Annotated in this window: 17 protein-coding genes and 2 pseudogenes; 12 read left to right on the top strand and 7 right to left on the bottom strand. The window is 54.3% G+C overall.

What is annotated here, in order from left to right; genetic code table 11:
- Positions 1 to 10: 10 nt before the first annotated feature.
- The 5 genes and pseudogenes from HMPREF0577_RS06765 (at position 11) to HMPREF0577_RS06740 (ending at position 4,577) form a co-directional block, all read left to right on the top strand.
- A complete protein-coding gene (locus HMPREF0577_RS06765; RefSeq protein WP_004013042.1) occupies positions 11 to 1,984 on the top strand; it encodes a fumarate reductase/succinate dehydrogenase flavoprotein subunit in 1,974 nt (657 codons plus the stop codon).
- Positions 1,981 to 2,730, top strand: a complete 750-nt coding sequence (locus HMPREF0577_RS06760; RefSeq protein WP_004013041.1) for a succinate dehydrogenase/fumarate reductase iron-sulfur subunit — start codon at positions 1,981 to 1,983, stop codon at positions 2,728 to 2,730. The genes HMPREF0577_RS06765 and HMPREF0577_RS06760 overlap by 4 nt, the downstream gene beginning before the upstream one ends.
- Before the next feature lie 289 nt (positions 2,731 to 3,019).
- A pseudogene (locus HMPREF0577_RS11040) lies at positions 3,020 to 3,826 on the top strand (transposase).
- Positions 3,827 to 4,044: 218 nt separating this feature from the next.
- A complete protein-coding gene (locus tag HMPREF0577_RS06745) occupies positions 4,045 to 4,251 on the top strand; it encodes a hypothetical protein (RefSeq protein WP_004013035.1) in 207 nt (68 codons plus the stop codon).
- On the top strand, positions 4,248 to 4,577 hold the full coding sequence (locus HMPREF0577_RS06740; protein ID WP_004013034.1) for a type II toxin-antitoxin system RelE/ParE family toxin: 330 nt from the start codon (positions 4,248 to 4,250) through the stop codon (positions 4,575 to 4,577). The genes HMPREF0577_RS06745 and HMPREF0577_RS06740 overlap by 4 nt, the downstream gene beginning before the upstream one ends.
- A 144-nt stretch (positions 4,578 to 4,721) precedes the next feature.
- On the opposite strand, the gene HMPREF0577_RS06735 is transcribed toward HMPREF0577_RS06740, so the two are convergent.
- Complete coding sequence (locus HMPREF0577_RS06735; RefSeq protein ID WP_004013033.1) at positions 4,722 to 6,323, bottom strand: alanine/glycine:cation symporter family protein; 1,602 nt, start codon at positions 6,321 to 6,323, stop codon at positions 4,722 to 4,724.
- A gap of 184 nt (positions 6,324 to 6,507) precedes the next feature.
- On the opposite strand from HMPREF0577_RS06735, the gene HMPREF0577_RS06730 reads away from it, so the two are divergent.
- The gene (locus tag HMPREF0577_RS06730; protein WP_004013031.1) at positions 6,508 to 8,808 is read left to right on the top strand and encodes a 6-phosphofructokinase; all 2,301 of its coding nucleotides are present in this window, start codon (positions 6,508 to 6,510) and stop codon (positions 8,806 to 8,808) included.
- 113 nt (positions 8,809 to 8,921) lie between these two features.
- Complete coding sequence (pgi, locus tag HMPREF0577_RS06725) at positions 8,922 to 10,601, top strand: glucose-6-phosphate isomerase (RefSeq protein ID WP_004013030.1); 1,680 nt, start codon at positions 8,922 to 8,924, stop codon at positions 10,599 to 10,601.
- Between the two features lie 14 nt (positions 10,602 to 10,615).
- On the opposite strand, the gene HMPREF0577_RS11420 is transcribed toward pgi, so the two are convergent.
- A complete protein-coding gene (locus HMPREF0577_RS11420) occupies positions 10,616 to 10,810 on the bottom strand; it encodes a hypothetical protein (RefSeq protein WP_004013029.1) in 195 nt (64 codons plus the stop codon).
- Positions 10,811 to 10,824: 14 nt separating this feature from the next.
- Between HMPREF0577_RS11420 and HMPREF0577_RS06720 the strand changes: the two genes are divergently transcribed.
- Both HMPREF0577_RS06720 and HMPREF0577_RS06715 read left to right on the top strand, forming a co-directional pair.
- Positions 10,825 to 11,811: a malate dehydrogenase gene (locus HMPREF0577_RS06720; RefSeq protein WP_004013028.1), complete on the top strand. Its 987-nt coding sequence runs from the start codon at positions 10,825 to 10,827 to the stop codon at positions 11,809 to 11,811.
- A gap of 227 nt (positions 11,812 to 12,038) precedes the next feature.
- Positions 12,039 to 12,809 (top strand): nucleoside/nucleotide kinase family protein, encoded by a 771-nt coding sequence (locus HMPREF0577_RS06715; RefSeq protein ID WP_036342652.1) that lies wholly within the window; start codon positions 12,039 to 12,041, stop codon positions 12,807 to 12,809.
- A 178-nt stretch (positions 12,810 to 12,987) separates the two neighbouring features.
- Here HMPREF0577_RS06715 and HMPREF0577_RS06710 read toward each other — a convergent pair.
- The 5 genes and pseudogenes from HMPREF0577_RS06710 to HMPREF0577_RS06690 all read right to left on the bottom strand — a co-directional run.
- Positions 12,988 to 13,107 (bottom strand): annotated as a pseudogene (locus HMPREF0577_RS06710) (integrase); the annotation flags it as partial.
- 112 nt (positions 13,108 to 13,219) lie between these two features.
- Complete coding sequence (locus HMPREF0577_RS06705; RefSeq protein ID WP_004013025.1) at positions 13,220 to 14,068, bottom strand: nucleotidyl transferase AbiEii/AbiGii toxin family protein; 849 nt, start codon at positions 14,066 to 14,068, stop codon at positions 13,220 to 13,222.
- Complete coding sequence (locus HMPREF0577_RS06700; RefSeq protein WP_004013024.1) at positions 14,065 to 14,655, bottom strand: type IV toxin-antitoxin system AbiEi family antitoxin domain-containing protein; 591 nt, start codon at positions 14,653 to 14,655, stop codon at positions 14,065 to 14,067. Before HMPREF0577_RS06700 ends, HMPREF0577_RS06705 begins: the two co-directional genes overlap by 4 nt.
- 345 nt (positions 14,656 to 15,000) lie before the next feature.
- Entirely contained in the window at positions 15,001 to 16,326 is a 1,326-nt protein-coding gene (locus HMPREF0577_RS06695; RefSeq protein WP_248613740.1) for an ATP-binding protein, read from the bottom strand.
- 269 nt (positions 16,327 to 16,595) lie between these two features.
- Positions 16,596 to 17,585: a LacI family DNA-binding transcriptional regulator gene (locus tag HMPREF0577_RS06690; protein ID WP_004013020.1), complete on the bottom strand. Its 990-nt coding sequence runs from the start codon at positions 17,583 to 17,585 to the stop codon at positions 16,596 to 16,598.
- A gap of 280 nt (positions 17,586 to 17,865) precedes the next feature.
- Between HMPREF0577_RS06690 and HMPREF0577_RS06685 the strand changes: the two genes are divergently transcribed.
- The 3 genes from HMPREF0577_RS06685 to HMPREF0577_RS06675 all read left to right on the top strand — a co-directional run bounded on the left by HMPREF0577_RS06685 (position 17,866) and on the right by HMPREF0577_RS06675 (position 21,427).
- Entirely contained in the window at positions 17,866 to 19,374 is a 1,509-nt protein-coding gene (locus HMPREF0577_RS06685) for a sugar ABC transporter ATP-binding protein (RefSeq protein WP_169765535.1), read from the top strand.
- Complete coding sequence (locus HMPREF0577_RS06680; RefSeq protein WP_004013018.1) at positions 19,371 to 20,381, top strand: ABC transporter permease; 1,011 nt, start codon at positions 19,371 to 19,373, stop codon at positions 20,379 to 20,381. Before HMPREF0577_RS06685 ends, HMPREF0577_RS06680 begins: the two co-directional genes overlap by 4 nt.
- Positions 20,382 to 20,446: 65 nt before the next feature.
- Positions 20,447 to 21,427 (top strand): ABC transporter substrate-binding protein, encoded by a 981-nt coding sequence (locus tag HMPREF0577_RS06675; protein ID WP_004013017.1) that lies wholly within the window; start codon positions 20,447 to 20,449, stop codon positions 21,425 to 21,427.
- Positions 21,428 to 21,488 lie beyond the last annotated feature (61 nt).

Raw genomic sequence — 21,488 nt, 5'->3', positions numbered from 1 at the left:
GAGAGAAAACATGAGTGAACTGATTGACGGTTTCTATTACGAAGGCGAGAAAGTCGCCGACACCAAAGCGCCAATGGATGTGCCGATTGCCCGCCGTTGGGAGGAACGTAAATTCCGTGGTGGCCTGGTGAACCCCACCAACCGCCGCAAGCTACACATTATTGTGGTGGGAACTGGCCTGGCCGGTGGGGCAGCGGCTGCCTCGCTGGGCGAGATGGGCTATCACGTTGATGCGTTTTACTACCAGGATTCCGCGCGGCGCGCCCACTCTATCGCCGCCCAGGGCGGTATCAACGCGGCCAAGAACTATCGCAACGACAATGACTCGATTTACCGGTTGTTCTATGACACGGTTAAGGGCGGGGACTATAGGGCACGCGAAAACAACGTGTATCGCTTGGCCGAGGTTTCAGCCAATATTATCGACCAGTGCGTCGCCCAGGGGGTGCCTTTCGCCCGTGAATACGGCGGCCTGCTGGACAACCGGTCGTTTGGCGGGGTACAGGTAGCACGTACCTTTTATGCCCGCGGCCAGACCGGCCAGCAGCTTTTGATTGGGGCGTACCAAGCCTTTAGCCGCCAGGTAAAAGCCGGGACAGTAATTCCGCATTCGCGCTGCGAAATGATGGATTTGATTGTCAAAGATGGTCGGGCGCGGGGTATCGTGACCCGTGACATGTGCACCGGCGAGATTAAACCGTGGATTGCGGATGCGGTAATCCTGGCTACCGGTGGCTACGGCAATGTGTTCTTCCTGTCCACCAACGCCATGGGATGTAACGGTTCTGCGGTTTGGAATGCCTATAAACAGGGCGCGTACTTTGGAAACCCCTGTTACACCCAGATTCACCCCACCTGTATTCCGCAACACGGGGATTTCCAGTCGAAACTGACTTTGATGTCCGAGTCCCTGCGTAACGATGGGCGGATTTGGGTGCCGAAACGCGCCGAGGACTGCTCGAAGGATCCGCGTGATATCCCCGAGGAAGACCGCGACTATTACCTGGAGCGCATCTATCCGTCCTTCGGTAACCTGGTGCCTCGCGATATCGCCTCGCGTCAGGCCAAGAATATGTGTGACGAAGGCCGCGGAGTTGGCCCCAAGATTGGCGGCGTGGCACGCGGGGTTTACCTGGACTTCAGCGAGGCCATCAACCGGATGGGGCGCGACAAGGTTTCCGAGAAGTACGGCAACCTTTTCGACATGTATGAACGTATCACCGGGGATAACCCCTACGAGGTACCGATGCGTATCTATCCGGCGGTGCACTACACGATGGGTGGCCTGTGGGTTGACTACGATTTGATGAGCAACATTCCCGGGCTCTACGTTACGGGCGAGGCTAACTTCTCGGATCACGGGGCGAACCGCCTGGGTGCTTCTGCTTTGATGCAGGGTCTTTCGGATGGATATTTCGTGATGCCCGCTACCCTGTCTGATTACTTGGCGCGCGGGGCGATGCCGAAACTGGAGGTTGACGACCCGGCGGTAACGGAAACCCTAGGGCGGGTGCATCACAAGATAGACACCCTGATGGGGATTCAAGGCACCCGCTCGGCGGATTCCTTCCACAAGGAGCTCGGCCAAATCATGTGGGAGAAATGCGGCATGGAACGCACCGATGCCGGTTTGCGCGAAGCCATCGGCCAGATTCGCGCCTTGCGTGAAGAGTTCTGGAAGAACCTGCGGGTGCCGGGGCGTGCCGACGAGTTGAACCAGTCCCTAGAGAAAGCCTATCGTTTGGCGGACTTCATGGAGTTGGGTGAACTGATGTGTATCGATGCCCTGCATCGCCGGGAATCTTGTGGGGGTCACTTCCGCGCCGAATCCCAAACTGAGGAAGGCGAAGCGAAGCGTGACGATGAAAACTTCCTCTATGTTGCGGCCTGGGAATACGGCGGGAAACCGGATGCTGCCCCGATTCTGCACAAAGAGGATTTGATTTACAAGGATATTCAGCTGAAGCAACGGAGTTACAAGTGAACATTACATTACGAGTTTGGCGACAAAACGGCCCTAAAGCTAAAGGGGCGCTTCACGAATATCACCTTACGGAGATATCCGAGGATGCCTCCTTCCTGGAAATGCTGGACATTCTCAACGAACAGCTGTTTGCTGCTGGCGAGGAACCCATTGCTTTCGACTCCGACTGCCGCGAAGGCATCTGCGGGATGTGCGGGGTGGTTATTAACGGGGTGCCCCACGGGCCACACAAGGATCGCACCACCACCTGCCAGTTGCACATGCGTACCTTTAAGGATGGCGACACGATTACTATCGAACCGTGGCGTTCCAAGGCTTTCCCGATTCTGCGTGACCTGGTGGTTAACCGCGAGGCCTATGACCGTATTGTCCAGGCCGGGGGATATATCTCGGTTAATACCGGTGCTGCCCCCGAGGCACACTCGGTGCCGGTACCCAAGGACAATGCCGACATGGCTTTCGAAGCGGCGGCGTGTATTGGGTGCGGAGCCTGCGCGGCGGCCTGTCCCAACGGGTCGGCCATGTTGTTTACTTCCGCGAAGGTGATGCACCTGGGGTTGCTGCCACAAGGCAAGCCAGAGAACTATGACCGCGTGGTGAACATGTTGAACCAGCACGACGCCGAGGGCTTCGGGGCGTGCCAGAACATTGGGGAATGCGCCAAGGTTTGCCCCAAGCAGATTCCCTTGGATTGCATCAGCTACCTCAACCGTCAGTTAGGTAAGGCCTTCTTTAAAGGCAAGTAAAGCGTTTCTTTGCAATTTTCCTATCCGGTTTGTTCCCCGGGGTTGGCTTTCGTCAGCCTCGGGGAACAAGCTTTTCTGGCTCTTCGATTTTGAGGGTGTTTTAGGGGGTTGGGGATAGGCGGGTTTTTGGGGTTCGGTGGTGTGGCGGCCTGGATTAGGTGTCGTAGCCTTTACGATGATGGTGTCTAAACATAAAACCTTCATAGAAAGACTCCGACAATGCAGAATTCTACCGTATCCGCCTGCTGTAACCGCTCCTAGCCTGGAGGCGTTTTGCGAGCTCGATAAGATGGGGATTACCGTTGTTTCCCAGCAGGTCAACCCACATCAAGCGGTACTCAACTGTAAGATAGCAAGGAAAGGCGAGTTTTGCCAGTTGTGTGGCGTACAGGGCGTAGCGCGGGGAACAAGATTACACAGGTTGGCTCATCTGCCCTACGGGTCACGTCCCACGATATTGAATCTACGAGTGCCGTGTTGGGGGTGTGCAGCCTGCGGGAAAGTATGGCGGTAAAACACCGAGCATATCGCTAAGCCACGCGGGAAAATGACCCTGAAAACCGTTCTACATGCGCTGCGGCTGGTGGTGGTAGACCACCTGTCTATCTCCTCGGTAGCCGCAACCATCGGCGTGACATGGCACGCTGCTAACGATGCCATATCCGAGTTGGGTTTGGAAGTATTGATAAACAACCCCGCTAGGCTAGAAGGAGTGCGGGTTATCGGGGTGGATGAACATGTTTGGCGGCATACCCCGCGTGGGCCGCGTTTCGTTACGGTGATAATCGATTTGACTCCCGTAGCGGACAAGACCGGGGCGGCGCGGTCGTAACGGCGACCCGCTCTACGGGGCGCGTAAAACCCTGAAAACCGGGGCAAACCTACTCACATTGAAACGCCGCGCCGCCGACATCCTGGCCTACTTCGACCATCCCCATAGTTCTAACGACCCAACCGAAGCCATCAACGGCCGCCTCGAACACCTGAGGGGCTCCGCCCTCGGATCCGCAACCTCATCAACTACCGAATCCGCAGCCTCCTCGAAACCGGAGGCTTCAAAAACCAACTACACCCTCAAAATCGAAGAGCCGCTTAAGTTGGGACTTGTGTGTTGCGCTAAATGTCTGCGGAATGTGAGCAAGTTCACATTCCAAACTTACGCCTAGAAACCAGGGTGGCACCTCGAAAACTTACGCCTGAGATTCGAGCAAGCGCCTCATGAACCCGAAGAAGACGGGATGTATCCTTGCAAAGACTTTTTGCGGCTGGTAGCTTTAGTAATAGTGAGGCAATAGGGAAGGTAGGGTGTTGGTCATGTTGAATACGATGGTGAAGGGTGCGTCGTCCGCTTCCCCTGCTGCGTCCAGTTTGCCCACCGTGAAACCACCGATTGCGCTGGGAGTCATGAATCGAGAGCAGCTTGATGCGGTTCTAGCGGAAGGCATGGCCAGTAAAGCCACTGGCAGCTACCTCACTCCCGAGGAGGTAAAAAGGAAACTCGCTGTGGAATTCTCCTTATGAGTGACATTTATCGGGTCATCTATGCCCCTCTGGCTTACCTTGATCTTCGTGATATTTATGCCTATATTGCGCTGGATTTGGAATCCCCGGATGCTGCCCAGAACCAGATTGACCGCATCCAAGACCAAGTTAGTACCCTGGAATTCATGCCTTACCGACATGCAGTGGTGGATTGGGAGCCTTGGCGCAGCCAGGAGGTGCATCGCCTTCCGGTTAACCGCTATGTGGTTTTCTATACGATAGATGAACCCATTCGCTTGGTGACCGTGATTCGTGTTGTTTATAGTGGCAGGAATCTTCTGGCGCTCGCCGCCCGGGATGGCTAGCGCCCGCGCTAAATGTCCACAACTTGCGGTTAACCTCAGCAGTTTACAAAAGCGTTCTCTGGGAACTCATCGGAAACTACCTCGGTATGACCCGTGCCGGCGCATACAAGCGATTCAAAGACCCTAGCAGCCTGCCGCCAAAGATTAGGAAGCGGAACCGGGAGAAACAGAACCGACGGGAGGTTCGTCGGCGGTGACCCACGACGGATCGTGGCCACCGGGAACCTCCCACACTTCGGTGGGCAGCACCCCCGGCAGATAGGAATTATTGCGCGAACAGAACACGGGGGTTTTGCCCTCGCGGCGCTGCGCCTCGTAGTCACGCAAAGCCCCCACGGCCCACTTGCCCAGCAGCACCAAAGCCGCCAGGTTCACCACGGCCATTACTGAAAACACCCAGTCAGACAATGCCCACGCCGCCGCCAGGGGGAGCACCGCCCCCAGGGCAGAAGAAATAATCGCCAACAAACGTACCGGCACCGTGGATTTACTGCGACCTACCAGGAAGCCCCAGTTGGACTCGGCGTAGGTGTAGTTGCCCAAGATAGTGGAATACCCAAAAGCAATCATCATCACCATAATGACCACGGCAATCACCGTCTTTATCGCCGGATTGTCATAGCCCAAGGTGGAAACCAAGGAATCATTGGTCAAAGCCGTGCCGTTTACGTCCGAACCGCGCGCCGGATCCCAAAACGGGGTGGACAGCAAAATAATAAAGGCGGTGGTGGTGCAAATCATCACGGTGTCCACGAAAACAGCTAAAGACTGAATCATGCCCTGGGTCACCGGGTGCTCCACCGTGGCGGTGGCGGCCGCATTAGGCACCGCCCCCATTCCGGCTTCGTTGGTGTACAAGCCGCGCTTGACCCCCTGGGTTAAAGCGGCAATGAATGCGCCGCCCGCCCCGGCCACCGCCGGGGGAACATAGTCGCCCTGGCCGAAAGCCGAGGCAAAGATTTGCTCGAACACATAGGGAATCTCGCGGAAGTTGATTACCAAAACCAACAAGCCCATACAAATGTAAATCACCGCCATCAAGGGAGCCAACCACTCTGAAAAACGCGCGATACGGCGAATCCCGCCCACCAAAAGCGGCAGAATCATCACCACCAAAATCAACGCCGAAACCCAAGTGGGAATCCCAAAAGACACGTGAGCCAACTGAGCCATCGAGTTAGCCTGTACCATCTCAAAGGTGCAACCATAAGTGAAAATCAGCAACACCGAGAAAATCATGCCCCAGCGACGCGAACCCAAGCCCCTCATGATGTAATACGAAGGGCCACCCCGGAAGGTGCCGTCCCCGTTACGCACCTTGAATAACTGCGCCAAGGTGGACTCGATGAAAGCCGTGGCCATCCCCAAGGTCGCCACCACCCACATCCAAAACACGGAACCCGGTCCGCCCGCCACCACCGCCAAAGCGATACCGGCAATGGAACCGGTACCAACCCGCTCGGCGATACCAATCGTGAAGGCCTGGAAGGAAGAAATCCCCCCCTTGGCGCCTTTGCGGGACTTGAAAATCACCTTTACCATGTGAGGGAACAGGCGAATCTGCATGAAGTTGGTGCGGATTGAATAATACAGACCGACTCCCAACAAAAGTGCCGAGAGCACCCAGACAATCGAGGAATCATACCCAGTGTTCAGCCAGCCGGCGATTACGTCGTTGACCTGCGTGAATGGGTCTTCCTCGGGCGTGGAAGCAGCCGAATCATAAACTGATAATAAATTAAACATATTTTTAATCCTTTCTTGGAATTAATGCTAGCGCCTCATGAACCTGAAAGAAAACCCCCCGAATATCCCCCGATAACCCCGCACACTTGACACAATAGAACCGTTGGATTGTTACCAGACAACTGCCACCCGGCACACAAACAACTAGATAACGGGAGGAAACGGCTCTAAGCCGCGAATAACTATGACAAGTGAGAAAAAAGACACAACACCGCGTGATAACACGGTGCGAATCGGCATCCTGACCAGCGGCGGCGATGCCCAAGGCATGAATGCGGCGGTACGTTCCGTAGCGCGATCCGCGATAGTACTGGGAGCCACCCCCTATGCGATACGAGAAGGCTGGTACGGGGCGGTGAACGGGGGCGACTTGATTCACCCCCTGGCCTGGGGCGACCTTTCCAACACCATCTCAAAGGGGGGCACGATTATCGGCACCGCCCGATCCGAACGATTCCGCAAACGTGAAGGTATGAAGGATGCGGTGGCGAACCTGATTTCCAACGGTATCGACCGGCTGGTTTCCATCGGGGGCGACGGCTCCCTGTCCGGCACCGAGGAACTGCGCCAACTGTGGCCGGAACTGGTAGAAGAACTGGTAGCCGAAGGACGCCTGACCAAGGCCCAAGCCGCGCAACACCCGGGGCTGATAGTGGTGGGGCTGGTGGGATCCATTGACAACGATATGACCGGCACCGACATGACCATCGGCACAGATTCCGCGCTGAACCGTATCGTGACCGCCCTAGACCAGTTGTCATCCACGGCGGCCTCACACCAGCGTACTTTCGTGGTGGAAGTAATGGGACGTAACTGTGGCTACCTGGCGTTGATGAGCGCCGTGGCGGGCGGGGCTGACTATGTGTTGGTGCCCGAAAATCCCCCCGCCCCCGGCTGGGAAGACGACATGTGCAAGAAACTGGCCGAAGGGCGCCAACAGGGACGACGCGAATCCATGGTAATTGTCGCCGAGGGCGCCCAAGACCAGCAAGGCCAGCGGATTACCGCCGACTATGTAGCGAAAGCCATCGAGGAACGCACCAGTGAATCCGCGCGGGTCACCATTTTGGGACATATCCAACGCGGCGGCACTCCCAGCGCCTATGACCGGTGGATGCCAACCCTGCTGGGCTATGCGGCGGCTCAGGAAGTCATTAAAGCCCAGCCCGGGGACAGCGCGAAGGTGCTGGGGGTGCGCTACAACCGGATTGCGCGCCTGGACTTGACCCGGACAGTAGCCGAAACCCGCCACGTCCGTAAACTGATTGAAGCCGGGGAATACGAGGCCGCGGTCGAGTCACGCGGCCGGTCTTTCACTGATATGGTCGAGGTTTTCCGGGTGTTGTCCACCCCGCCATCCCTGTTGACCCCCCTGGAATCCAAGGCGAAACGAGTCGCGATTATGCATGTGGGGGGTCTGGCTCCGGGCATGAACATGGCTTCGCGCGCGGCGGTGCGGTTTGGCTTGCAACGCGGCTTGGAAGTCTTGGGGATTCAAGGATCTTTCCAGGGTTTGATTGACGGCAACATTAAGCCGCTGGCCTGGGAAGATGTGGAAGGCTGGGGGTATCGCGGCGGGGCAGAACTGGGCACCAAACGCGAAATCCCCGTCGTTGAGGAATTCTATGCCATCGGGCGTGCGGTGGAAAACCACCAGATTGACGCGCTAATCCTGGTGGGCGGGTATAACGCCTATCTTTCGGCGCAAGCCATCGCGGGGGAGCTGAGCCGCTATCCGGCGTTGCGGATTCCGATGCTGCTGGTGCCGGCCTCGATTGACAATAACTTGCCGGGGGCAGAGATTTCGATTGGTGCCGACACGGCTTTGAATAATCTGACGTGGTCGATGGACTTAATTAAGGAATCGGCGGCGGCCGCGAAACGCTGTTTCGTGGCGGAAGCCATGGGGCGCCACTGTGGATACCTCGCGTTGATGGGGGGGCTTTCTTCCGGCGCGGAAACCGTTTACCTCGAGGAAGACTCCATCAGCCTTGACCGTCTGGGGCAAGACGCGGCGGAAATGCGGGAGTCTTTCCGCGAGGGACGCCGCCTGGCTCTGGTGGTGCGAAACGAACTGGCCGGGGGACGCTATGACCTGGATTTCATGGCGGATGTGTTCAAACAGGAATCCCACGGATACTACGATGTACGTACCGACAAAATCGGTTATCTGCAACAAGGCGGCGCCCCCACGCCTTTCGACCGCCTGTTGGCGACACGCCTGATGTACCGGGCGATGGCGCGCGTTGATGAAGCCTTGGGGCGGGGTGAGGCCCATATCGAATATTTGGGCGAGGAAAACGGACGCGTAGTGTTCCACGATATTGCCGATATGCCCGCCCAGGTTGACTCGGTCAAGCGCCGCCCGAAGAAACAGTGGTGGATGTGTATGCGTCCGTTGCTCGAAGTCATGGCTAACAGTAACGCGGCGGTGCAGGATTTCGCGCTGCCCCTGGTTGATTTGACCCAAGACCAGGACAGATAGGTGCGTTTGGGCGTGGCGGTGGTGGCACCTCATGAAACGGCTTCATGAGGTGCCAGCCGCCAAAATGACGTAAACTCACAAAAGAACATACTTGAAAACACGGAAGGAAAACCATGGAAACGAAGAACCCAACGACATTGCCGGCTTGGCAAGAATTACGTGACTTGGCCGAGGAATTTCACCTCGATTTACGCCAGGCTTTCGAGGCAGACCCGGGACGCGCCGCCGCGTTGAGTTTTGAGGCGGCGGATTTGCACGTTGATATGTCGAAAAACCTGGTGACCGAGCCGGTGGTGGCAAAGTTGCTGGAGCTGGCTGAGCAAACCGGGGTGAGTGAATGGCGCGAGGCGATGTTTGGCGGCAAACATATTAATAACACCGAGGATCGCGCCGTGCTGCACTCGGCTTTGCGGGCTCCGGCGGACGCGGCCGGGTCGCTGGTAGTCGATGGTCAAGACGTGGTGAGGGACGTGCATGAGGTGCTTACCCGGATTTATGCTTTCGCCGAGTCAGTGCGCGACGGTTCCTGGAAGGGGATTACCGGCAAACGCATCGAAACCGTGGTCAACATCGGAATTGGCGGGTCAGACCTGGGGCCGGCGATGGCTTACGAGGCTTTGCGTCCCTATGTGCAACCCGGTTTGGAATGCCGTTTCGTGTCCAATATTGACCCCACAGATGTGGGCGAGAAAACCAAGGATCTTGACCCGGAAACCACGCTGTTTATTGTGGCCTCTAAGACTTTCACCACCTTGGAAACCTTGACGAATGCGCGGGCGGCGCGGGCGTGGCTGCTGGCGGGTTTGCAACGAGCCGGGGCGATTGACGGGTCCAAGGACGCGGCTGCCGCAGCCGTGGGTCAGCACTTCGTAGCGGTTTCCACCGCTTTGGACAAGGTCGCGGCCTTCGGGATTAATCCGAAGAACGCTTTCGGATTCTGGAATTGGGTGGGCGGCCGGTATTCGGTGGATTCCGCTGTGGGAACCGCCTTGGCTGTGGCCATCGGGCGTTCCGGCTTCGAAGACTTTTTAGCGGGATTCCACGCGTTAGATGAGCACTTCCGGACAGCGCCAGCGACGGAAAACGTGCCACTCTTGATGGGGTTGTTGAACGTGTGGTACGTGAATTTCTTGGGAGCGCACACCCACGCGGTCTTGCCGTATTCCCAGTATCTGCACCGTTTCCCCGCGTATTTACAGCAGCTAACCATGGAGTCCAATGGCAAGCGGGTACGCCGGGATGGCACGGCGGTGGACTACCACACCGGCGAGGTATTCTGGGGCGAGCCGGGCACGAATGGTCAGCATGCGTTCTACCAGTTGATGCATCAGGGAACCCGGATTGTTCCGGCCGATTTTATTGCTTTCGCTAAACCAACCTGGGATTTGGTGGACACGGAGAGCGGCGTGCGGCAACACGAGTTGTTCTTGGGGAATTTCTTTGCCCAGACCCGCGCCCTGGCTTTCGGGAAAACCGCCGCTGAGGTTCGCGCCGAAGGCACCGCCGAGGACTTGGTGGCGCATCGAACCTTCCCTGGGAACCGGCCTTCGACATCTATCATGGCCGCGCAGCTGACTCCCCGGGTTTTGGGTGAACTGATTGCTCTGTACGAGATGATTACTTTCGTGCAAGGCGTGATTTGGGGCATTGATTCCTTCGACCAGTGGGGCGTGGAACTGGGCAAGGCCATGGCGATTGATTTGAAGCCGGCAATCGCGGGAGACGCGGCGGCGCTGGCCGCCACGGATCCCTCGACACGGGGCTTGCTGCAGTATTTCTTTGACCGCAAGTAAGTGATTTGAAAGGGCTAGCGTTCATGAGGTGCGAGCCAAAAGGGCTGGCACCTCATGAAACCCGCGCCTAACAGGAACACCGAAACCGAGCGGAGCAAGTCTCGTGGCAGCCCCCGAAACTCGCGGGACTTTTGGGTGAGCTTGTGGGGCGACCTTGGACTAAAATAGAGCCTGGTGATGCCCCCGTGGGCATTTGGATTAACTAACACAAAGGAGTCCTGTTATGGTAAAAAATCCCGTCAATGTAACCGTTACCGGAGCTGCTGGCAATATCGGTTATGCACTGTTGTTCCGTATTGCTTCCGGGGCGATGCTGGGTGCGGATCAACCCGTGTGCATTAAAATGCTGGAAATTCCCCCGGCTTTGAAGGCGGCGGAGGGCACCGCGATGGAGCTCAATGACTGTGCCTTTCCTCTGTTGACGGGCATTGATATTACCGATGACGCCGGGGTGGCCTTCGAAGGCTGTAACTTCGGGCTGTTGGTCGGTTCGATGCCCCGCAAGAAAGGCATGGAGCGCGCGGATTTGATCAGCGCCAACGGCGGGATTTTCGGGCCGCAAGGCAAGGCGATTAACGACCACGCGGCGGATGACGTGCGGATTCTGGTGGTGGGTAACCCTGCCAACACCAATGCGGTGATTGCGGCGGCTTCTGCCCCGGATGTGCCCGCCGATCGTTTCAACGCCATGATGCGCCTCGATCACAACCGGGCTATTTCCCAGTTGGCCGAGAAAACCGGTGCGGCTGTGGCCGACATTAAAAAGATGATCGTGTGGGGTAACCACTCCGCCGACCAGTACCCGGATGTTTCTTTCTGTGAGGTGGCCGGCAAGGCGGCGACCGGTCTGGTGGACGAGGCCTGGTTGGATGAATACTTTGTACCGACTGTGGCCAAGCGCGGCGCGGCGATTATCGAGGCGCGCGGGGCTTCCTCGGCGGCTTCGGCGGCTTCGGCGGCGATTGACCACATGCATTCTTGGGCGCTGGGTACCCCGGCGGGTGACTGGGTTACGGCCGCAGTGCCGTCTCACGGCGAATACGGCGTGCCAGAGGGGCTGTCTTACGGCTTCCCGGTGACTTCGGACGGCAAGGCGTGGAAGATTGTGGAAGGCCTGGAATTGAGCGCCAAGACCAAAGAAAAGATTGCGTTCAACGCGGCGCGCGCCACCGAAGAAATTGACACCGTGAAGTCCCTGGGGATTCTGTAAGTCCTGGGGGCGTGATTCACCTGGTGGCGTTTGTTTTCGCTTCATGAGGTGCTTGAAGCGGTGGGTGTCGGGAACGTCCCGACACCCACCACTTTGTTTGTGCAAATTATCACGAAGGAACCCGAGAGAATCGGAGGACCCGGGGGAATGGGGGGATCGAGGGGTTGCGGAACCCGAGGGGTTCCTCTTGAGACCGAGAATTGATGCTCTCCGGTATTATTGGGCTTATGAACTGCGAAACGCGGAGTTTTTCCGAGCTGGTTACGGCGGCCAGGCGGCTCTGTGTCCCGGGGCAGCGGCATCTGCTGGGAATTGCTGGTGCGCCTGGGGCGGGGAAGTCAACCCTGGCGGCGCGCCTGGTGGCAGAACTAAACGAGTCGTTAACCGAGTCATTCGACGAGTCACTAGGCGAGTTGCACGGCGAGTTGCGCGGCGTGCAGCTGGATGCTAATCCCAACGATAAACCGAGTGCATGTCAGGGAATTCAATCCAACGCCAAGCTGGGGAAGCGAGCGGTTTTACTGCCCATGGATGGATACCACCTGTCTAACCGGGTGTTGGAAGCCAAACAGCTGCGAAACCAGAAAGGCAGCCCGGCAACTTTTGATGCCACTGGCTACGCGGAGATGTTGCGGCGTCTCAAAGCGCAACAACCGGGGGATGGCAGCGTTTATGCCCCGGTGTACCACCGGGAACTTGAGGAAGCTATTGCTGCTGAAATCGAGGTGACCGGGGATATAGAGCTGGTCATCAGTGAGGGGAACTACCTACTGGCACAAAGCGAGCCGTGGAGCCAGGTTGCCCAGTTCTTCACCGAAATCTGGTACCTCGAACTTGACGATGCTACTCGAATGAGCCGGCTGGTTAAACGGCACATAGAATTCGGCAAAGACCCGGAATTTGCCCGCCAGTGGGCGTATGGCTCCGATCAACGCAACGCGGATTTCATCGCCTCCACCAAATATCTTGCTACTCGCATCATCACCCTGATTGACTAGCCTGGCGACGTGACTAACGGTGCTGAGCCTTTTACCCGCGCAGTCGTGAAGAGGGGAAGCGTAATGATTAGTTGGAAAGAAGCGCAGGCTCGGAGGCTGACGGAAATGTCGCCGGAGCAGCGCCGAGAGTATGAGGCGCAAACTGGGGTTGGCCGCAAGTTGTTGACAGGTTGGTTGTTTAGGCTGCCTGTTTCCAGGCGGTTTGACTCATCTTGAGTTCGTATTCCACGAGTGGCATCATGCCGATACTGGAATGCAGTCGTTTACGGTTGTAAAACCCTTCAATCCAGCCCGCAACCCCGGCCAGCACCTCATGAACCCGGCGACGCAAACCCCTTGAAACCAGCTTCGGCGGCTGGCTAGGGGACTACGCTGCCATTCACAATAACGGTTGGTTTGTTACTTGCTATTTACGATAAATCATGTACGGCCTGGATTTTTACGGCCAGTGTTTTGACGGCGTTTGTGACGGTTTCCCATGACACTTGTTGGGCGTAGGGGTATTTCTGGCGGTAGCGTTGCCAATGACTGGCCATTACCGGACTGGTTTCTAGCATTTCAACGGCCACCATAATGTCGGCCATTTGTCCTATGGTGCCACGCCTCTCAGCGGTGTTGGTCAGGGCAGTCCGCAGCACATCGGTGTCATATGGCTGGGTGGCGGTGAGAATGTGGATATCGTAGAAATCGCGCATCCGCGTGTTGGCGACGCTGCGCGTTACGATGGTTTCTAATTTCTCGGCCAGCACGGTTTCCAAGTTATACGCCAAAAGCTGGATATGGCGGTCTTCAAACATTAGATTGAATCCGTACTCGATTTCCTTGGGTGTCACGTGGTCGCCGGTGGTTATATCTATCTTTAGCATTTGCCGGGTTTTATCCAGCGTCGCCGCGATAGATACTCGGAATCCGGGATAATCTGCCTCTTCGTGGATCTCCTCAATTTCGCAAAGGTTCAGCCGAATGTTGTCGTTCAGTGGGATATTAGCAATTTCGGTCATGATTGATTCAAGGGTATTTCTTGATAGGGATTGCCCTTTGAGTGTTGCGTCTATATCCATAGTGGTGCGTGTGCTAATTCCGACCATTGCAGCGACTAGCAACCCACCTTTCAAAATAAAGTTGTCTCGGTATCGGGAGATGGCGAGGCGTTCTAAAAATCTCTCCATCATGAAACCGCGCAGTAATACCTCGGTCTCTACGCCGGATTGTTTCGACAGGTTACGAATCAGGGCTTTGAGCTGGGTTGAAGTTTTCATAGCAATACCTCCAGGTAAGTGCGCAACAGCCTGGCGATGCCGAATTGTTCGGCGAGGGGCATCAACAAGCCCAGGTTCTTGTCGCGCCGTGAGACGTAGCGTTTCACTGCCTCGCTAATTATCGCAGGGTCGAGCCGGGAGCGACTGCGTACAATGTCGCATACGGTGCGCTCCAATCCATAGACTCGCACCGGGTTTCCAAACACGGTGTCCGCCACCCCAATCCCCACCTCATGCAGTGTGGGTTTGATGGTGAATACCGTGAATCCTGCCATTCGCAGTCCGCTGGTGTTGTATCCACTGGGGACGGTCACGGTGTAACTTAGTGGGTCACGGTCGGTCAGGCCGTGCAGGAACAGAGCGGTGTCGTGGGAATAGATGAGTTTCGCTCGCCGCAGCTGCCAGGTGTACATTCGGTCTTCCAGTTCATGAGGTTCCATGTAAACACCATGCGCTATTCGTTGTAAATCACCTGATTTCACTAACAGTCTCAGTCGTTCGTTGGAGATTCCGGCTTGGTTGGCTTGTGCCGTGGTGACAACGTTGCCACCGTGCTCCAGTAGTGTGCGCAAATCAAGGGGAATCACTACGTGCACCTTTCTTGACTATTGTGCTTATAGTATATTTGAAATAAGCGCTAAAATCAAAAACTGTGGTTGTGGTCGTCATGGCGGGGTGCATGAGGTGCCAGCCGGGGTGGCGAGCTTTTTTCTGCTTGAATTTGCCTGAACAGCGAGTCTTGCGGTCAACCCCACAAAGAAATTTCTAAACCCTCACCACCAGCGCAAACGCCACAAAAATCCCTGACTTCCCTTGCCCGCAACCCCGGAACATCGCCCGCAACCCCGGCCAGCACCTCATGAACCCGGCGACGCTAGTTTTCCAGTCTTCCAACCCGCTAACGAGTCGCCGCTAGCGCTACGCTTTGAATGCTACAGCCATGCGGACATATACAGCGGCAGGAACATTCTCTCCCTCTCAACACGGAGCTGACCGGGGTGTAAAACGTATTGAGTGCCCACGCGTTTCCCGAATTTAGCTTTGAATTTATCCAGGGATACCGTGGTGTAGCGTTTTCCGGATTTCACTTCGAGGGGACTGATTCGTGGTTTCCCCGCAGCATTCCAGTACGGGCAGCTAATCAAAAAATCAATCTCCATACGCTCGGCGGCTTGGCGGGAATAGCGGGAATAAAAATGGAGCTCATGGCCTCGCGCCGCCAACTGTTGTGCCACCGCGTTTTCGGCCAGCATTCCTTGATTAATATCCGCGTCTCCTCGCAGTACTTGTCGGCTGGCCTGCAGCAAAACCTCGTCATTAGCAAAGGCCATGTTGGTGAGCAACCCGGTATCAGCCAGGTAGCATTTCACGGTGGTTTCATCCTCACTCAGTTCCATGCTTAAAGTGGGGTCGGTTACGGCGGTGCACAGGTTCACTGTTGCCGCATCCTTCATCCAGGAAAACGCCAGCTGATAGTCTCGCGCCCGCGAACCCTCATCGACCTGGGTGTACACGAGCCGTTTTTCCCGTTTCGAGAGCTGGCCAGGGATAGCGTCAAACACCGCTTTGACCCGTTTCGCTTCGGTTCCACCGTATTTCTCGATGTCATCCCGATAGAGTTTCACCACCAGCTGTTTCGCTTTTTGTGCCCCGGCCAAGTCGCGTCCCTGCGCGTAGGCCGCCACTGCTGCCGGCATCCCTCCCACCAGCATATATTCGTTCCACAATCGGGTGGCTTTGCGGTGCAGTTCATCCGGTAGGGGGCGACTGTTTTGGAAGCATTGTCCGATAAGTTCAGCCAAGCCGTGTTCCTCTAGCGCCCACAGGAATTCCTCGAAATCCAGGGGCTTCATGAGTAGCGATTCTTCTTCGGAAGGCAAGAGGATTTTTTCCGCGCTGCTGCGTAGCGAGACCAACGACCCGGTTTCGAGATAGTCGTATCTGCCATCAGCCACCAGGTGCTTGATAAACTGGCGTGCTTCCGGGAAAGCTTGTACCTCGTCGAAAATAATCAAGGTATCGCGGGTTTTAAAGGTCACCGCGAATGTGGCCGAAAGGTACAGAAAGAAACTGTCCAAATCGGAACGCGTATCCAAGAAAAGCTGCTTAAAATCGGGTGACACCGTGGTGAAATCAATCAGCAGACTCTGTGCGTATTCCTGGCGACCAAACTGGCTTGACACCGTGGACTTTCCCACTCGCCGGGCACCCTCGATTAGCACCGCACTGGTTCCGTTGCTGGAACGTTTCCACTGCAATAGTTGATCATAAACCTTACGATGAAACACCCGTTCACCTCCATAAACGCTCCAGTTATGCACGTTTCCTAGGTTTCAACACCCACAGAAAACACACAATTCCTAGGGGTAAGCATAGCGCACTTTTGCACGTTTCCTAGGTCTTGGCGTCGACTGCATGCACGTTTGAAAACCATTACCTTGGGGTTACCCTTGTTTTGTTGGCACTTAGTTAGTCGGGTTTTATCGGCTTTTCATGAGGTGCCATTTGAATTTGGGCTAAATGACATCTACCGGGCAGCTTGGTAGTTTAGGGTTGATTCTCGAATGACCAGCGTGTTTTCTAGTATGGTGCATCCTGGTTTTTTATCGGACAAAAGAGAATCAATCTGTGCTGAGATGGAAATAGCGAGTTGCGTATAGTCTTGGCGCACTGTCGTCAGGGCGGGGGAGACATAGGGGGCGAAGTCGGTGTCGTCGTATCCGGTTAAAGCATAGTCGCGGCCGGCAAGCATACCATAGCAGTTGAAAAGCTTGGTAGAGACACCTAGAGCAATCCAGTCGTTGGCGGCCGAAATAGCGTCGAAGGTGTAGGTGGATAACTGCTGCGCAGCGTAAGTGCCGGATTCGGAGCTCCAGTCGGGAACTTTTAGAACGAATGGTTCCAAATCATGTACTTCGCAAAAATCTAGGTAGGCTTGGCATCGCAGGTTGGCATCGATTTCGTTGTGCTCAGGTGAGATGTGTACTATTCGACGGCATCCGAGGCTGTAAAGATGCGCTAGGAGTTTCTCCATGGATTGAAGCTGTTCTAGCTCCACCCGCGCTAGCTTGCAGGATGCATCCGCTTCGTTCATGGCCAAGACGGTAGGCTGTCGTAAAAGAGGATTGAGGTATTGGGCGATAGTGACATTTTGACTCATGATGACCAGGGCTCTAAGCCGGATTGACTGCAAATAATCCAAACCTCGCTTCCAGTCGTCACGATCGTCGTAGTCTACGGAGGCCGAGACGACATAGAGTCCATTGGAGTTCTGGATACGTTCAAAATGGATATACGATTGCGCCCGGCCATAGGACAAGTGCCCAACACGTAGTACCCCTACCAGGGAAGATTCTCCCGAGGCCAAGGAAGCGGCGAGTCGGTTGGGGCGGTATCCGAGAGCCTCTACGGCTTGGAGGACTCTGTGCTTGGTGGAGTCGCTAACATTGGTTTTTCCGGATAAAACCCGTGAGACTGTCTGTGACGATACCCCGGCTAAGTTAGCTACATCTCGCATCAAAACATCCCTGCCCACGGTATACAGTTTACAACAGGTGAATGCTAACTTAATTTGATTTGCGTGATGATGCTGTGTCAGGTACCTCTGTGGTGGTCGGCGGACGGTGTGGAACAGGGGAGCTTTCGGTCCTGGAGAGGCGACTGGAACAGGCGCGACACGCTATTGACCTGCGGCTATAAGATTTTATAAAAAAAGCTTGACATTAAGGAAGGTGTCGGCTAAATTGAAGATGTTAGCGCTAACATTCCAGTTAGCTAACGTACATAGAGGTGCGAATATGACAAAACTTTTAGAACTCAAGAAGATTAGCAAGACCTTCCCAGGTGTTAAAGCCCTGTCTGACGTGAACATAGATTTGAATACTAATGAAGTGTTAGGTCTGTGTGGCGAAAACGGGGCTGGTAAATCGACTTTGATGAAAATCCTGACGGGAATCTATAAATCCGATCCCGGAGGAGAAATCTGGTTGCAAGGAAAACGGGTAACTGTTAGTGGGCCGAGGGAAGCGGAAGCCTTGGGGTTGAGTATTATTCACCAGGAGCTTAACTTGGTTCCGGATTTGACTGTTGCACAAAACATATTTCTGGGGCAAAAAGAATCCAATCGACATGGGATTTTGAATGACAAATTAATGTTTGAGAAGGCTGCAGAACTGTTTGAGCGACTGGATATAGATATAAATCCGCGGTTATATGCTCGTGACCTAACGGTGGCGAGGCAGCAAATGGTTGAAATAGCCAAAGCACTCAATAGAAATTCGCGTATATTGATTATGGATGAGCCTTCAGCGGCTCTGACCGAGGCAGAAATTCGCACTTTGTTTCGGATGATTAGATCTTATGTCAGTACCGAGACGGGGCTGATTTATATTTCACACCGCATGGATGAAATAACTGAGATTACCAACCGTGTGTCTGTGCTGCGAGACGGAGAATATATCGATACCGTCCTTACAAAGGACACTCCGATTAGCAAAATTATCTCGATGATGGTTGGGCGTGAAGTTCCGGTCGATGCACGTCCATCTGGCAAGGCCAAAATTGGTGAAGTGGTGATGAAAGTAAAGAACCTATCCACCTCGAAACTTTTGAAAGACGTTAGTTTTGAGGTAAGAAAAGGCGAGATTCTTGGATTTGCGGGACTGATGGGTGCAGGCAGAACTGAGGCTATGCGCTGCGTGTTCGGTGCCGATCCGCGGGTATCTGGTGATATCGAGATTAAGGGTAAAAAAGTACGTATAAAGAACCCGGCCGATGCAGTGCGTAATGGAATTGGTTATCTCTCCGAGGATCGTAAACGTTACGGTCTGATTTTGAATCAGGATGTGAAATCCAATATTGCGGTCGCTTCCATGTACAAGTTTACTCATGCGGGCTTCATAAATGAGAAATTAATAAAAAAGTATGGGGAGCGGTATAAAGACGAACTTCGAATCAAAACGCCGTCAGTGCATCAGCTACTGCGTAATTTGTCAGGCGGCAACCAGCAAAAGGTGGTTATTGCTAAATGGCTGTTGCGAAACTGTGACATTCTTATTTTTGATGAACCCACTCGAGGTATCGATGTGGGAGCAAAAGAAGAAATCTATAATCTATTGGAAAGGCTGGCTGCGGAAGGTAAAGCGATTATTATGATTTCATCGGAACTGCCTGAGGTCTTACGAATGAGTAACCGGATAGCTGTTATGTCCAACGGGCGTATTACTGGCATCCTCAAAAATGAGGATGCCGATCAGGAAAAAATTATGCATCTTGCAGCCAATGAAAACCAAGGAGAAAAACAATGAGTGTGGACACTATCAATGAGAAATCTTCAAATGAGTTTACGGGCAACTTAGCCCTTCTTGTGAAAGGATACGCCCAGCAGCTCATCACATTTGGCGCTCTGGTTGTCATCTACATTTTCTTTATGATTGCTGCGCCTAACTTTGCTGAACCTAGTGTCCTCTCTGACATCCTCATGAAGTCGGCAGCCATTGGGGTGATGGCACTGGGTGCAACGTTTGTTATCGCTACCAGCGGTATTGACCTCTCGGTTGGGACGGGGATGACGGTTTGTGCGGTTATGGCCGGGGTCTTTCTAGGGGAACGGTACCTCGGGATAAATCTGGTTCTTGGCATCTTTTTGACCTTGCTGATTGGTGTACTCCTAGGTGCGATTAACGGTATCAACGTAGCATATTTAAATATTCCTCCCTTTATTGCCACGCTGGCAATGATGATGGCGTGTCAGGGTATAGCTTTGATTATTTCCGGTGCTTCAACTATTCAAATCAGTAACCCTGGATACTATGCCGTAGCAAACGGTACCCTCATTCCCGGTTTGGCAAACTCGGCTCTAGTATTTCTTGGCAGCGCGATTATTGCTGCTGTTATTCTCAACAAGACACTTGTTGGAAGGTATGCTCTCTCTATCGGCTCCAATAAAGAGGCAACGCAACTGGCCGGTATTAATGTGAAATTCTGGCTTATGATTGTATACATAGTTGCCGGTATCTTCACGGCGCTGGGGGCTATTCTCTATTCTGCCCGCTTTGGATTCTCGCAACCGGCCGAAGGCCTGGGGATGGAGCTTAACGCCATCGCGGCGGTGGTAATCGGTGGAACCTCCCTTGCTGGTGGTCGTGCGAACATTTCGGGCACAGTTATTGGCACCCTAATCATGAACACCCTCACCACTGGCTTGCAAATGATGGGTCTGCCCAATGAATGGCAACTTCCAATTACTGGTGTAGTCGTCCTACTGGCCGTATTCATTGACAACGTACGTCAAAGGAGGGAAAACGCAGCCTAAAATGCAACATTATTCTTATCTTTTAGCAATTCATATCCAGAAAACTTAACAGAAAGGTAAATCAAATGCGCACATCATTCAAAGTACTCGCATTGGGTGCTATAGCCTGCCTCTCGCTAACCGCATGTGGAAGCTCCCCAGCATCATCAGACGGTAAATCGGCCGATGCCAAGTCTAATAGCAAGAAAATCATCTTGGTATCGAAAGGTTTCCAACACACATTCTGGCAATCGGTCAAGAAAGGAGCTCTCGAAAAGGGCAAAGAACTCGGCTATGAAGTTGAATTCATTGGTCCGAAAAACGAAACTGCTGTTACCGAACAGCTTGATCAGCTCAAGAACGCCTTGAATGCTAAACCCGCAGCTATCGGCTTGGCGGCACTAGACTCCAAAGCTGCAGAACCTATTCTGCAACAGATTAAGAACGCTGGCATTCCCGTCATTGCTTTCGACTCTGGCGTTGATTCCGATATTCCTCTGACGACGGTGCAAACCGACAACCGTACAGCTGGTGCTAAGGCGGCCGAAAAACTCGCCCAGCTCATGGGGAACAAGGGAACCGTCGGTATCGTCTGTCATGGCCAGGCCACCACTACCGGTAAGGGGCGCTGTTTTGGTTTCCAAGACTGGATGAAAGAACACGCTCCTGATATTAAACTTCTCCAAGAACAGTGGGCCGATGAGCGAGGCAAAGCTGCCGATGCAGCTAAGGCTATCGTCAAGTCGAATACCGATGTCACCGCCATGTACGGTTCCAATGAGGTAACCGCTGCCGGGGTGCTACAGGGTGTGAAGGAAGCCGGCAAGATGGGGCAAATCACGATTGTTGGTTTCGATTCGGGTAAAGCCCAAATCGATGCCATTAAGAGCGGTGACGAGGCTGGAGCCATTACTCAGGCTCCGGTGAAAATGGGTGCTGAAACTGTTGCGGCGGCAGATAAGGCTATAAAGGGCGAGAGCCTTGAGAAAATTATTGACTCTGGTTTTGCCTGGTACGACAAATCAAATATTGATACCCCGGAGATTCAATCCAATATTTACGAATAGTTTACTTTTGTAAAACTTATTCAAAGCATGAAGGCGTTAGAGTAGAAAGGAAAAATCTAAT

It is taken from the genome of Mobiluncus mulieris ATCC 35243, assembly GCF_000160615.1.
Lineage (GTDB): Bacteria > Actinomycetota > Actinomycetes > Actinomycetales > Actinomycetaceae > Mobiluncus > Mobiluncus mulieris.
The sequence above is the reverse complement of the archived record's forward strand: the minus strand, read 5'-3'. Positions and strand labels throughout refer to the sequence as shown.